The 13,394-nt window shown below is 54.0% G+C and carries 14 protein-coding genes and 1 tRNA gene; 12 read left to right on the top strand and 3 right to left on the bottom strand.

The window, feature by feature from the left end:
* The first annotated feature begins 48 nt into the window (after positions 1-48).
* From rplM to prfA, 4 genes are all read left to right on the top strand, one after another.
* Entirely contained in the window at positions 49-501 is a 453-nt protein-coding gene (rplM, locus tag SYNC_RS01975; RefSeq protein ID WP_011618379.1) for a 50S ribosomal protein L13, read from the top strand.
* The gene (gene rpsI, locus SYNC_RS01970) at positions 498-905 is read left to right on the top strand and encodes a 30S ribosomal protein S9 (RefSeq protein WP_011618378.1); all 408 of its coding nucleotides are present in this window, start codon (positions 498-500) and stop codon (positions 903-905) included. The genes rplM and rpsI overlap by 4 nt, the downstream gene beginning before the upstream one ends.
* 32 nt (positions 906-937) lie before the next feature.
* Positions 938-1,204 (top strand): 50S ribosomal protein L31, encoded by a 267-nt coding sequence (gene rpmE / locus SYNC_RS01965; protein ID WP_011618377.1) that lies wholly within the window; start codon positions 938-940, stop codon positions 1,202-1,204.
* Positions 1,205-1,306: 102 nt separating this feature from the next.
* Positions 1,307-2,401 (top strand): peptide chain release factor 1, encoded by a 1,095-nt coding sequence (prfA, locus tag SYNC_RS01960; RefSeq protein WP_011618376.1) that lies wholly within the window; start codon positions 1,307-1,309, stop codon positions 2,399-2,401.
* A 10-nt stretch (positions 2,402-2,411) separates the two neighbouring features.
* Here the strand turns inward: prfA and SYNC_RS01955 are convergent, their stop codons facing one another.
* Positions 2,412-2,912, bottom strand: a complete 501-nt coding sequence (locus SYNC_RS01955) for an HNH endonuclease (RefSeq protein WP_006854798.1) — start codon at positions 2,910-2,912, stop codon at positions 2,412-2,414.
* Positions 2,913-2,986: 74 nt separating this feature from the next.
* Here SYNC_RS01955 and alr point away from each other — a divergent pair, with 74 nt between their 5' ends.
* Together alr and SYNC_RS01945 are read left to right on the top strand one after the other, a co-directional pair.
* On the top strand, positions 2,987-4,168 hold the full coding sequence (alr, locus tag SYNC_RS01950) for an alanine racemase (protein WP_011618375.1): 1,182 nt from the start codon (positions 2,987-2,989) through the stop codon (positions 4,166-4,168).
* Between the two features lie 38 nt (positions 4,169-4,206).
* Positions 4,207-4,295: transfer RNA gene (locus SYNC_RS01945), tRNA-Ser, on the top strand.
* A 639-nt stretch (positions 4,296-4,934) separates the two neighbouring features.
* On the opposite strand, the gene SYNC_RS01940 is transcribed toward SYNC_RS01945, so the two are convergent.
* Positions 4,935-5,834: a serine hydrolase gene (locus tag SYNC_RS01940; protein ID WP_011618373.1), complete on the bottom strand. Its 900-nt coding sequence runs from the start codon at positions 5,832-5,834 to the stop codon at positions 4,935-4,937.
* 17 nt (positions 5,835-5,851) lie between these two features.
* Here SYNC_RS01940 and SYNC_RS01935 point away from each other — a divergent pair, with 17 nt between their 5' ends.
* Positions 5,852-6,589, top strand: a complete 738-nt coding sequence (locus tag SYNC_RS01935; RefSeq protein ID WP_011618372.1) for a C40 family peptidase — start codon at positions 5,852-5,854, stop codon at positions 6,587-6,589.
* Between the two features lie 49 nt (positions 6,590-6,638).
* Positions 6,639-7,643, top strand: coding sequence for a glycosyltransferase family 2 protein (locus SYNC_RS01930; RefSeq protein WP_011618371.1), 1,005 nt, complete (start codon positions 6,639-6,641; stop codon positions 7,641-7,643).
* On the opposite strand, the gene SYNC_RS01925 is transcribed toward SYNC_RS01930, so the two are convergent.
* On the bottom strand, positions 7,601-8,068 hold the full coding sequence (locus tag SYNC_RS01925; protein ID WP_011618370.1) for a HEAT repeat domain-containing protein: 468 nt from the start codon (positions 8,066-8,068) through the stop codon (positions 7,601-7,603). The two genes, SYNC_RS01930 and SYNC_RS01925, sit on opposite strands and share 43 nt — an antisense overlap.
* Positions 8,069-8,194: 126 nt before the next feature.
* On the opposite strand from SYNC_RS01925, the gene SYNC_RS01920 reads away from it, so the two are divergent.
* From SYNC_RS01920 to SYNC_RS01905, 4 genes are all read left to right on the top strand, one after another.
* Entirely contained in the window at positions 8,195-8,311 is a 117-nt protein-coding gene (locus tag SYNC_RS01920; RefSeq protein ID WP_011618369.1) for a photosystem I reaction center subunit VIII, read from the top strand.
* A gap of 44 nt (positions 8,312-8,355) precedes the next feature.
* Positions 8,356-8,847: a photosystem I reaction center protein subunit XI gene (locus SYNC_RS01915; protein ID WP_011618368.1), complete on the top strand. Its 492-nt coding sequence runs from the start codon at positions 8,356-8,358 to the stop codon at positions 8,845-8,847.
* Positions 8,848-8,958: 111 nt separating this feature from the next.
* Positions 8,959-12,096 (top strand): efflux RND transporter permease subunit, encoded by a 3,138-nt coding sequence (locus tag SYNC_RS01910; protein WP_011618367.1) that lies wholly within the window; start codon positions 8,959-8,961, stop codon positions 12,094-12,096.
* 71 nt (positions 12,097-12,167) lie between these two features.
* Positions 12,168-13,304, top strand: coding sequence for a fatty acid desaturase (locus tag SYNC_RS01905; protein WP_148201804.1), 1,137 nt, complete (start codon positions 12,168-12,170; stop codon positions 13,302-13,304).
* The last annotated feature ends 90 nt before the right edge of the window (positions 13,305-13,394 follow it).

The following is a 13,394-nucleotide window of genomic DNA, read 5'->3' as shown; positions in this document are numbered from 1 at the left end:
AGCTCCGCCGCTCGCGACGGGGTATACGAGAACCGGCATGCCGGCGCGATGAACAAGACCTCCGTTCCCTCCATTGATTCGATCGATCGCCAGTGGTACCTGGTAGACGCTGAGAATCAAACCCTCGGTCGCCTAGCGACCGAAGTAGCTTCTGTGCTGCGTGGAAAAAACAAAGCCAGCTTCACTCCTCATCTCGATACTGGCGATTTTGTGATTGTGGTGAACGCGGATAAAATCCGTGTTTCAGGCAAAAAGCCACAGCAGAAGCTGTATCGCCGCCACTCAGGCCGTCCAGGCGGCATGAAGGTTGAAACCTTCGAGCACCTGCAGGAGCGTCTTCCAGAACGCATCGTCGAGAAAGCCATCAAAGGGATGCTTCCTCACAACGCCCTGGGCCGTCAGTTATTCCGCAAACTCAAGGTTTATAAGGGTACCGAGCATCCACATGCCGCCCAGCAACCCAAGACCCTCCAGCTCGACCCTGCCGCTTCCGCACAATGAGTAGCTCAAACAACACCGTCGTTTACTGGGGCACAGGTCGCCGTAAGACTTCTGTCGCTCGCGTGCGCTTGGTTCCTGGTAATGGAACGATCACCATTAATGGACGCCCAGGCGACAACTATCTGAATTACAACCCCGCCTACTTGGCTGCGGTCAAAGCACCTCTTCAGACCTTGGGGCTCAGCACTGAATACGACGTCCTCGTCAATGTGCGCGGAGGAGGCTTAACCGGTCAGGCTGACGCGATCAAGCAAGGGGCAGCTCGCGCGCTCTGCGAACTCTCTGTCGATAACCGCAAGCCACTCAAAACCGAAGGTCATCTCAGCCGAGATCCCCGTGCGAAAGAACGTCGCAAGTACGGACTCAAGAAGGCACGTAAAGCGCCTCAGTTCTCCAAGCGCTGATTTTCAGACCCTCTTCCACTCCTTTCTTTGCCATGCCTAAACCCGACATTCACCCAACCTGGTATCCGGACGCGAAGGTCATTTGCAACGGAGAAGTTGTGATGACGACCGGTTCCACGCAGCCTGAAATCAATGTCGATGTATGGAGTGGGAACCATCCCTTCTTCACAGGCACACAAAAGATCCTCGACACCGAAGGGCGAGTGGATCGCTTCATGCGTAAGTACGGCATGGGAAGTGTTGACAACGCAACCTCTGAGAAGAAGTCGGCAACAGACGAGACTTCCAAAGAGTCCTGATTGCTTGTAGCTCCCATAAGCGCCCGGGACCCGGGAGCTCAACCTCCTCTCGCAGAATTTTATCTGCGCTTGGAGGTTTTTTGATTACTGCTCCCTGATGGGATGGACACAACAACTCTGATCAGTCGCCTGGAAGCGGCAAGCAGCAGCTTCCACAATTTAGAGAGACAGCTAGCAGATCCCGATGTAGCCGCTGATCCACAGCGGCTTGAAACGATTGCGCGTGAGCGTTCACGCCTGGAACCTCTAGTTCTCGATTACACCAGCCTTCAAAAGGTGGAAGCGGAGCAAGTTCAAGCCAAAAGTCTGCTCAAAGAGAGCCGTGGCGATGCTGCCATGGAAGAGTTAGCCCAACAGGAGCTTCAGGAACTCGATCGCCACCATGCCGATCTCATACAAAGGATCACCTTGGCTTTATTGCCCAAGGATCCCAGAGACGAACGCAGCGTGATGCTGGAAATCCGGGCTGGTGCTGGTGGCGATGAAGCCTGTCTTTGGGCTGGAGACTTAGCGCGAATGTATGAACGCTTCAGCAGTCGACGGGGATGGAGCGTCACACCAGTCAGCGCGAATGAAGCTGACTTAGGTGGCTACAAAGAATTGATTCTTTCGGTCAAAGGGGATGCCGTTTTCAGCGAGCTGAAGTTTGAAGCTGGGGTCCATCGGGTGCAACGAGTGCCCTCAACAGAATCCCAAGGGCGCGTTCACACTTCAACCGCCACGGTGGCCGTGATGCCAGAGGCTGATCCGGTTGAAGTGCAGATCGACCCCCGCGACCTGGACATCAGCACCGCCAGGTCGGGCGGTGCTGGTGGCCAAAACGTCAACAAAGTCGAGACGGCGGTTGACCTCATGCACAAACCAACCGGGATCAGGGTGTTTTGCACCCAAGAGCGCTCGCAAATGCAAAACCGCGAACGCGCCCTTGAGATTCTGCGCGCCAAGCTCTATGAACGCCAACTTGCTGAGGCGAATGCAAGCGAAAGATCGGCTCGACGCTCCCAAGTGGGTACAGGAGATCGAAGCGAAAAAATCCGCACCTACAACGCCAAAGACAACCGGATGACCGATCACCGTCTCGGCCGCAACTTCAGCCTTGATCCGGTTCTGGAGGGGCAAATGGATGATGTCATCGATGCCTGCATCGCTGAAGAACAACGAGGCAAACTCGCCGATCTCAGCGAACAGGCTGATTGACAGAGATCGACTAAGCGCCGATCACATACTTGGCCCATTCCAGATAGCGACCAGAATCGATCTGGCGTACAGCCTCAAAACTGAGACTGCTGTGCGGACGCCGTGGCACACGATTTAATGGCATCCCAGCCTCCTCAGGCGTACGGCTTCCCTTACGTACATTGCAGCTCAAGCAAGCAGTCGTGATGTTGTCCCAACTATCACCTCCACCCCGACTGCGGGGCATAACGTGATCGATGGAAAGCTGTTCAGTGCGCGAGCCGCAGTACTGACAGCAATGGTTATCCCTCTGAAACACGTTGCGACGCGTTAGGGGAAGCTGCCGAAAAGGCACCCTTACGAACTGAACAAGACGGATCACGGTCGGAAGATGCGTTCCTTGACGGATCAACTTGCTTTGGTCATGCTCCAGTCCCTCCGCCTTCCCTTTCATCAACATCACCATGGCTCTCCGCCAAGTGGTGATGTTCAGTGGCTCGTAGGAGGCGTTGAGAACGAGAACTTGGCCCATGCAAGCCCCCTCAATAACGGCCATGCTATCGAGAATCACAGGAACATCACTGTGATCTTCACTACCCTGCTCGCATGCGAGATCAGATCGCCGACGACCGAAACGCCCCCTGGATTCTCAATCCAGTGGAGGCCAACCCTCGCCAGCGCGCGTGGCTGGAGGTGTCGGATTCAGCGATCGAAGCGAATGCCCGCTCCCTCAAACGCCACCTTGGTCCTCACTGTGATCTGATGGCTGTCGTCAAGGCCGACGGTTATGGCCATGGAGCAGAAACTGTGGCCAAAGCCTCTGTTCGTGGTGGAGCCACGAGCTTTGGTGTCGCAACACTCCAGGAGGGGATTGACCTTAGGAATGCAGGGCTCGATCAGCCGGTGCTTGTGTTGGGCCATCTCTCCCAACCCGATGACCTCAGAGCCTGCCTGCAATGGCGGCTGATGCCCACCCTCAGCAGCATGCGTGAGGCCTTGCTCTGTCAAAACCTTGCCGACAGTAGTGGGCGACGTTTCCCCGTTCAACTCAAGGTAGACACAGGGATGACCCGCCTTGGCTGTGACTGGAAGGATGGCAAACGTCTGGCCCATGCCATCCAGCAGCTGGATCAACTCAGCCTCTCTGGCATCTATAGCCATTTGGCCTTAGCGGACGGAGAACGAGACGGACCCGCAGCCCAAGTGACCAAGCTCCAAGAAGACCGCTTCGAGAGCATCACACGCGAGCTACGCAGCCCAACACTTAAACGGCATCTCGCAAACTCAGCAGGAACCCTGAGGGATACGGGCCTTCATCACGACCTAGTGCGAGTGGGGCTAGCTCTTTATGGACACTGCCCCAGCGAACATCTCGATGGCATTCTCAACCTTGAGCCTGCGATGAGCGTTAAGGCCAAAGTGAGCCTGATCCGCGAAGTCCCTGCAGGGGTTGGAGTCAGCTACGGCCACCGCTTTGTGACCCAGCGACCCAGTCGCCTGGCCGTTGTCAGCATCGGCTATGCCGATGGAGTGAGCCGCTGTCTTTCGGGACGCATTCATGCCCTACACGCTGGGCAAACGCTTCCGCAAGTAGGAGCCATCACCATGGATCAGCTGATCCTCGATGCTACGGAACACAGGGGGCTGGAAAGCGGTGATGTTGTCACCCTGCTGGGCCGTGATGGCGAAGAAACCATCAGCCCTAGAACCTGGGCGCAGCTTGCGGATTCAATCCCCTGGGAAGTGCTCTGCAGCTTCAAACATCGCTTACCTCGCCTAGTGATCTGAGCATTTGGCAGACCTCTTGGTACGATGGCTTTGCTGCTGGAGAGGTGGCTGAGTGGTTGAAAGCGGCTCCCTGCTAAGGAGTTACAGGAGGCAACTTCTGTCGAGGGTTCGAATCCCTCCCTCTCCGTTTTAAACAAGTCACTACTTCTACTTGACTTCGCTTTCAATCCAAGCATTGAAGCAAGAGAAATTAGGCACTGAAGACTTCACACAGCGATGGTCGGCTTCATACTCCAAAGCCAAAAACGAATGATCAATTCAGACTCTTAAATTGATCAGAACGAAAAGATGTCATCAAATGGAGCCTTTATATCCATCTGACGAGACAGCATTGAACGCCAAGACGAAAGGCCAAATTCTTTCAATAGCCTCTTAAAATTTTCAAGCTTTGAGAAGCCTCTACCCCAAAATCTTTCACAACAAAACTCCAGCACCCAGAGAGCAAAAAGAGAAATTCTTTAAGCTTGCCTTCCCATTAACCATGGCAACAGACGCAAGCAATACATTACCGTGTCGCGAACCTACACTCAATTTCCAAAGGCTTGATTTCCCAATCAACAGAGGCATCAATCGCTTAAAACCTATCTACTCAAGCGAGCACCTGAGCAAAGGGATGGATTCACAATAAAGCGCTTGCAAGAAATCAATCAAAAACAAGAATTCGCGCGAAACACTTCCACCTCGAAAGATACACATATCAATTCAACGTCGCAAAAAGCTCCAGACTTTGCCCCAGAAAGAATCAAAAATCCAGGCAATTAATCATTTAGCGATCCTGGCTAAAAGCAGCTAATTCCCTCGCAATCCCTGGCAAAAGCTGGTTGTCATTGGCACGTTCAGCACCCACGCTGAACACAACCAACAGTTGTGTTGCGCCCTCAGGTTCACTCCACCAAGCGGCATCATGCCTGGCCTGACTCATCCATCCCGCTTTACTCCAAAGCCTGCTGTTCTCTGGCAGGCCTTCCCCAAGAAAACCATCCACCTGATTTTCAGGATCAGCGCTCCTCTCACACTGACTCAAAGAACGCGCCAGCGCTGAACGCAGGCGGTGGCAAGCCGGAGGTGAAAGCAGACCATCGGTCATCACCGCCTCTAACAGCCGAGATACCGCAGCTGTTGTCAAGGCATTGCGGTTGCTGTTGTTCTCTCCATAAAACCTTTGTTCTCTCCCATAAGGTCCATCTCCCCAGGTTTTCTGGCAGCAGTTCACCCGTTCAAACTCAGCCCAGCCAAAGTCCGACAACCACTCATTTACCAATTGACGCTGACGCTGCCAGTTCACCCAGGCTTCGCCTTGCAGGTCTGGTCCACTGGACGTGCCTGTAAGACAGTCCACCACTAATCCAGTGGCATCGTTGCTGGACAAAGCGATCATGTCGTTGACGGCACGTCGTAATTCCGCCGTTTCGAGAAGAAGGCCCTTTTGCAGCCAATCCTCAACCGCAACGGCGTAGACCAATTTCACAACACTCGCTGGATAGAGCGGTTTCTGGTCAGCCCAGGCAGCACCCAATCCGCTTCCCGGCGACAAATTGAATTGGTCGTAGCGCACCCAGTTCACGGCAATCTGCTCGTGCAATCCAGGGCGGTCTTGGTCAGCGAATCGATCAATCAAGCCGACGAGGTACTCCTGCATCGCCGGCTCGGCACGGTAGAACGCCATAGCACTGGCATCAGTCAATGCCGACCCTAGGCACAGCGCTCACTCCCGAACAGCTGAACAAGGGAAGCTGTTGGACACTGAATACGGATGTTCAAGGGTATGCGCGCAGCCATGGCAGCGGGTTAGCAACTCAAGCCTGCGCTGGCAGGGGATTTCGAGTTCTCGCCGATCCCCATCCGAGCGCACGCCGCGTCAGAACGGCATTGATTGAGGATGGATATCCCTGTTGGATGGCCATCGATGAGCTCAACAATCAGGCTGTGGCGCGCAGCAATTGGAGCCCTCGCTTGCTCGATACCGCAAGCATCCAAGGGCGACTTCCGTTGGTGCTTCATTGGCTGAAGAACGCTGCCAAGATCCCCAACACCTATTTATGGGGGGGCACGATCGGGCCTGATCTCGACTGTTCAGGCCTCGTGCAAACCGCCTTTGCCAGCCAAAGCATCTGGTTGCCTCGAGATGCATACCAACAAGAACGATTTTGCAGCCCCGTGGCGGTTCGCGCGGGGAATGATCAACTGTTGCGTCCTGGAGATTTGTTGTTTTTCGGCACGGCACAGCGCTGCACCCACGTGGCCATCCATCTCGAACAAGGGCGCTACATGCATAGTTCGGGACAAGAGCACGGCCGCAATGGGATTGGCATCGACAGCATCCATCCCTCTGACCAACACCCCGTGGCCTGCCACTACCGATCCGAACTACGCGGAGCCGGCAGGGTGACGCGATGCCACGACGGCACGACGCTTCCTTAAAGAGAGACATCGATGCCGGCTTAAGTTGCTCGCATCGCCCCACATCTGGATGTCTCTGAGCCCAGCAGCACCCTCAAACGCATCCGCAAACGAGGAGAGCAGTCTCGATGTCTCCGTAGTGGTGCCGCTCTACAACGAAGAAGAGAGCCTGCCCGAATTGGTGGAGCAACTTCTCTCATCACTGCGGCCCTCAGGTGAGCGCTTCGAGCTGGTGCTTGTGAATGATGGATCGTCTGATCAAACGGCCGCAGTGCTCCAACAGGTCAGCCAAGAGGTTCCAGAGCTCGTTGGCGTGCTTCTTCGCAAAAACTACGGTCAAACCGCAGCAATGGCGGCGGGTTTTGATGTAGCCCGTGGCCGGATCATCGTCAGCCTTGATGGTGATTTACAGAATGATCCAGCTGACATCCCCTTGCTCCTGGCGAAGCTGCGTGAGGGGTATGACCTCGTAAGCGGTTGGCGTCATCAACGACAGGACGCTGAACTGCAGCGAAAACTGCCCTCGCGAATCGCCAACCGACTGATCGGCAAGGTCACAGGCGTGAAGCTCCATGACTACGGCTGTTCCCTAAAGGCCTATGACCGGGCAGTTCTCTCCGACATGCGCCTGTACGGAGAGCTTCACCGCTTCCTGCCCGCACTGGCTTTCATCGAAGGCGCACGAATCACTGAAGTCAAAGTGAATCACCGGGCAAGGCAGTACGGCAGCAGCAAATATGGAATTGATCGCACATTTCGCGTGCTCATGGACCTTCTCACCGTTTGGTTCATGAAACGGTTCCTCACGCGTCCGATGTACGTGTTCGGATTCGCGGGATTGATTGCGATCGCTTTGAGCTTGATCTCCAGTAGCTACCTTCTGATGATCAAGCTCCAAGGAGCCGATATTGGCAACCGACCCTTACTAACGCTGGCCGTAGTTTTGGGGTTGGCAGGAATTCAATTGTTCTGCTTTGGACTGTTGGCAGAGCTGCTCATTCGCACTTATCACGAAAGTCAAGGAAGGCCGATTTATCGCATCCGCGCCACGTTGCGCGGGGGCCGTACAGGGTGAGCTGAGGCACGGTAAGGGCCACTGCGGTGACGTTCAATCGCGGCGGCAGCAGCCTCGACAACTCGACTGTCTGAATCATGCAGGCCCCGTCGCAAAATTGGAAGAACCGACTGGTGACCCCACTGCCCCGCAAGCTTGATCGCCTGCAGTCGTAGATCTGGCCCGTCATCCATCGACCGCCGCAGGTACTGCTGCAACTCAAGCCTTTCAGCAGAGGTGGAGGGGGCCTGCCATGCAAGAACGGGAGCACTCTCAGCGACCTCCTCTACCTCCGACACCTGCACCAGCTCCACCTGGGCACGATTCAGAGCTACGACCTCCGACACATCCGTACTGCGCAGAATTGGCTTATGGGGTTTTCGGCCCAGACCATAGAGAATGATGGCCAGAACAATGGTTGCAACACCAGCGAATAGCTGAGTCATCAGATCAGATGCTTAGGGACAACCCGATAAAGGGTTGGATTGAACTTTTATTTCGCCAGGAAACCCTTAGAGGGGAATGCCCAACATGAAGACTCTAAAATCGTGGGAACAACCCTGGGCTTGATCATGACTGGAGATTTTGCAGCAGCCTGGCTGCCGGTGTTGTTTGTGCCAATGATTGGGATTGTTTTCCCTGCAGTTTTCATCATTCTTGTTGGACGGGCGATTACCGCCGCCGACTGATCTAAAACCAGACACCAGCACTCCGACTAAGCCATCAAACTCCAATGACTGTTACTCCTGCGGCCGATCCTTGCGTCGGCAATTTAGCCACACCCGTGAATAGCGGTTATTTCATGAAGTGGCTTATAAATAATCTTCCCTTTTATCGCCAAGGGATATCACCAAATTTCAGGGGAATTGAAACAGGCGCAGCCTTTGGATATCTCCTTTATGGGCCCTACACAATCTGTGGCCCACTGCGTAATACCGATTACTCAGCAACCGCTGGCCTCTTAGCAGCTATCGGTGCTGTTCACCTCCTCACTCTCCTGTTCCTTCTCTATAACCAGCCCGGAAAGCAACCTCATATCCCTCCCGCAGACGTCACAGTTGACAATCCCCCCGCAGATCTTTTCACTCGCAACGGGTGGTCTGAGTTCACCAGTGGCTTCTGGCTGGGTGGCTGTGGTGGTGCTGTCTTTGCCTGGTTGCTCTGCGACACTCTCCACGTTCAGGAGCTCGTGAAGATAGCGGCAGGTGTTTGGAGCGTGAGCTGAGCCTCAACGTCCCTCACTGAAACAGACCAGCAAAGTCCCTGTTGAGCGAAAAGTCGCTCAACAGGGACTTTTAACTGCCAAGATCAACCCGCTTTTGCAGCAGGTGCCGCCTTGCGGTCCATCTCCCAGCCCTTTCTGCGACGGCCTGTACTCACCGTTGTCTGCAGCCTGCTCGTTCTGCTGGCAGGACTTGTTTCGCTCTTCGGCTTGGGCCTTGAAGACCTCCCCCAGTTGGCACCAACCCAGGTCAGCGTGACAGCACGCTTCCCTGCTGCATCCCCAGATGTGGTGGAGCAAAGCGTCACCACTGTGCTGGAGCAACAACTCAACGGTCTCAGCGATCTCGACAGCATTCAGTCCACAAGTAGTGAAGGGCAATCAAGAATCAGCCTTCGCTTCAAAAAAGGCAGCCCTGAACTGAATGCGATCAAGGTCCAAAACGAAGTGAATTTGGCGTTGCGCCGCTTGCCGCAAGCCGTTACTCGCCAAGGACTCAGCGTAAATCGCTCCTCTAGCGATTTACTGATGATCCTTGGCTTTAGCCATCCGCAAGATCTCTACGTTCCAACCTTTCTCCCAGGATGGCTTGAACAATCGCTCAGAGAATCGCTCAGATCCGTTTCAGGCGTAGGAGATATTCGTGTATTCGGTAGCAGCGAGTTGGCCTACCGCCTGTGGATGGACCCTCAAAAACTTGAGCAAGCCAATCTCACGATCACGGATGTCAGCACAGCGCTTATCGAGCAAAACGTTCTGGCCGCCATCGGCGCGCTCGGCAGCGCACCGGCTCCATCAGGACAACTTCTCAGCCTTCCTGTCGAAGCCGAAGGTCGCTTGCGCAGCCAGGACGAACTTGAAAACCTGGTGATCAAACGATTAGCCAATGGGGGCCTCATTCGACTCAGTGATGTCGGCCGCGTCAGCCTTGGACAACGCAGTTATGGAAGGGCCGCGATCAATCTTCAGGGAGAACGCTCCGTTGCCGTAGGGATCTATCAAAGAGATGGAGCGAATGCCCTTGCTCTCAGTCGAAGCATTCGCCGAAATCTCGCGAAACTCGAATCAGGATTTCCGCCCGGAATCACGATGCAAACCATCGTGGATACGGCCGACACCATCCAAGCCAATCTCGATCGCACCATTACGACACTCCGCGATGCAATCCTGCTGGTTTTAGTTGTTTTGGTGCTCTTCCTAGGGCGCTGGCGATTAGCCATGGTGCCTGGGATCGCCGTACCTATTTCTTTGGTAGGCAGCTTGTTGGTGATCCGCCTCAGCGGTTCAGATATCAACAGTTTGATTCTGTTCGGACTGATTCTTGCGACAGGCATTGTTGTAGACGATGCAATCGTGGTGAGCGAGGAAATTGCCGATCGAATTGAAAAAGGAGACCCACCTCTAAAGGCCGCCGAAACAGCGATGCAGGAATTGGCCGGAGCAATCGTGGCCACCTCTTTGGTTCTCGTAGCGGTGTTCGTTCCTGTTCTGCTGATTCCAGGGTCAATTGGTCGCCTTTATGAACCGATTGCCTTGACGATTACGGCTGCCATTGTGTTCTCCACGTTGAACGCACTCACGTTCACGCCAATGGCATCAGCAAGGGTTCTCACTCCAGGGAATGGACGCCTGCCTGGACCGATCAGACGACTCAGCGATCGTCTCCGAAAGACCATGCAAAGCACTGAAGGGCACTACTCACGAACATTGCGCAAGTTATTAATGCGACCCAATTGGGTGGGCATCGTTTTAATCATCTGCTTGATGCTCACGGGAGTCGTCCTTCGCACCACGCCGACAGCCTTTATCCCTAACGAAGACCAGGGCCAAATCCGTGGTTATTTCACCTTGTCGGAAGGCGCCAGCCTTGAACGAAGCATGGCAAGCATGGATTCCATTCGCGCTGTCGTTGAGCAAGAGCCACTCATCCGGTCAGGGAACTTCTATGCAGGAAGTTCGTTCGGACAAAGCGGGGAAGACAAGGGTTCCTTTTACCTGAGATTAAAACCTCTCCAGGAGAGAAGGCGTGCAGATCAGAGCGATCAAGCCATCAAACGACGACTGCAAAAAGCCCTGAATCGTTCGATTACAGATGCCAGAGTTGTGCTGATTACCCCCCCCACCGTTCGAGGGTTTAGCGGGGATTCAGCCTTAAACATTGAGCTTCTAGACCGCAGTGGTGGCCAACTGAACCTGGTCCAATTCGAACAGGTCGCCAAAGCCTTTATTGCGAGTGCCAAGGAAACGGGCAAATTTGAACGGGTCAGCACCCGTTTCGACGCCAGTGCCCCGAGATGGCGCCTCGTTTTAGACCGCGACCAAATGGCTGCACTGAACCTCCCCTACAGAGAAACTCTGAATTCGATTGGCATGGCCGTCGGCGGGCGCTATCTCGATGACACCTACGCCGACGGAGAAATACGGAGCATCTGGATTCAAATGGAGGGCAGCGACCGCAATCGTCCAGAGGACATCGAATCCCTCATGCTCCGGAACCGGGATGGGGAACTCGTCAGCGCTGAAAGCGTGGCGCGACTTGAACAAGTTGAGGGCACAGGATCGATTGACCACTACGCCCTTAACCGATCCATCCGTATCAGCGCCTTACCCGGGAAAGAAACGAGTAGTGGGCAAGCCATCAACATCCTTGAGGCAGCAGGCGAACAAATTGGAGGCGGCAACATCGGGCTTGCTTTTACAGGCCTTGCGGAGGAAGAAAGGGTCGCCGAAGGCGTCACCTGGGCCTTCTTTGGTTTGAGCGTGGTGGTGGTCTACCTCTTACTAGCTGGTCTCTATGAGAGCTTTCTCGACCCCCTAGTCATTTTGCTGACAGTGCCTCTGGCACTGCTAGGTGCGCTGATCGGAATCAAATTGCGTGGGCTACCGCTAGACGTTTACGGCCAGATGGGTCTTCTCGTCCTCGTGAGTTTGGCGGCAAAAAACGGAATTCTGATTGTGGAGTTTGCCAATCAAAGGCTCCGGGCCGGCCTGCCCCTTCGCGAGGCGATCACTGACGCGGCGGAAGAGCGGATGCGTCCAATTGTTCTGACAGCGATTACCTCCTTAGCTGGTTTTCTGCCGCTGCTGCTGGCAAGCGGCACAGGTTCAGCCAGTCGAATCAGCATTGGAACGGTGGTATTTAGCGGCTTGCTGATCTCCACGCTGCTTTCTCTGTTTGTTGTTCCAGCCGTTTATTTGAGCCTCAAAGGATGGAGGGAGAAGACTCACATTCAGAGCTCACCAGGCAATTGACAAACCGGTTGCAGCAAAAAAGAGATAGGTTCACCCATCAAGCCGATCGCGGCACCCCACGTGGAAGCTGCATGACAACGACCACTCAGACGATTAGCCAAGACATGGCGCCTAGCGCTTACCCCAAACGGATCGACTTCAAACTCGCTCCTTTTATGGCCAGCGATGACCGCATAGCGAGCTGGCAGATCCTGAACACCGTGGTTCCGATCATCGCGGTAGCGATCGCGATGTCTGCGGTCACAACATCGTTCAACACCACAGCCATCGTGTTGACACCCTTGCTCCTCGTGTTGATGGTTCTGCTGCTCAGTCGCAGCTTCTCCCTGATGCATGACTGCGGTCATCAAAGCCTGTTCAGCTCCAAACGGTCGAATCGAATTGCAGCCTTCGGCTTGAGCTTGATTCACGGCATGCCGCAACATCCCTGGTCACGGGGACACGCTTTCCATCACAAACACAATGGAAATTGGGATCGCTATCGCGGACCATCAGCTCTCATCACACGCGAGCAATACGAAGCGCGATCTCCACGTTCCCAGTGGCTTTATCGCGTCTTACGCCATCCATTGCTGCTATTCCCAGGTGGATTCTTCTATCTCATCATTAAGCCAAGACTTGCCTTACTTTTGAGCTTTTTTGAATTCATTGGCCATTCCATCAAAAGCACCATAAAGATGGTGCGTACCGGCTCCTGGATATCCCCAAAACATGTTTGTTTGAATTACAAATCTAGTTTCTTTTACACCAGCGGAGAATGTGTAGACATGGTTGCCAACACTGCAGTCGTTGGGTTGTTGTGGTGGTGGATCGGAAGTTCTATAGGATATGCACATTTCTGGATCCTCTATTCAGTGGTAATGAGCTGCAGTGCAGCGGTGATGATTGCCGTCTTTTTCATCCAACACAATTTCCCCGATTCTTATACAAGTGATGAAGACAATTGGAGTTATTTTCGTGGAGCCATTTCTGGATCCTCTTTCCTTCAAATGCCTGCCGTTTTGAATTGGTTTACTGCCGATATCGCTTATCACCATATTCACCATCTCTCAGAGCGCATTCCAAATTATCGATTGAAGGAATGTCATGAAGCCAATATCCATCTTGTTGACAATGTCCACAAACTTTATCTTTATCAGATTGGCGATTGCTTCTCTCTCATCCTTTGGGACAGGGAACGCTTCAAGCTGGTTTCACCATTTGCCTGAACAAACTTCGAACCATCCTGTGCCGGTGCGCATCCGGCTCAACGCCGGCTTCCAGGGATGACAAAACCCATACAATCCAAATCCCATTGA

It is taken from the genome of Synechococcus sp. CC9311 (assembly GCF_000014585.1).
Classification (GTDB): domain Bacteria; phylum Cyanobacteriota; class Cyanobacteriia; order PCC-6307; family Cyanobiaceae; genus Synechococcus_C.
This window is presented reverse-complemented; position numbering and strand designations above follow the sequence as displayed.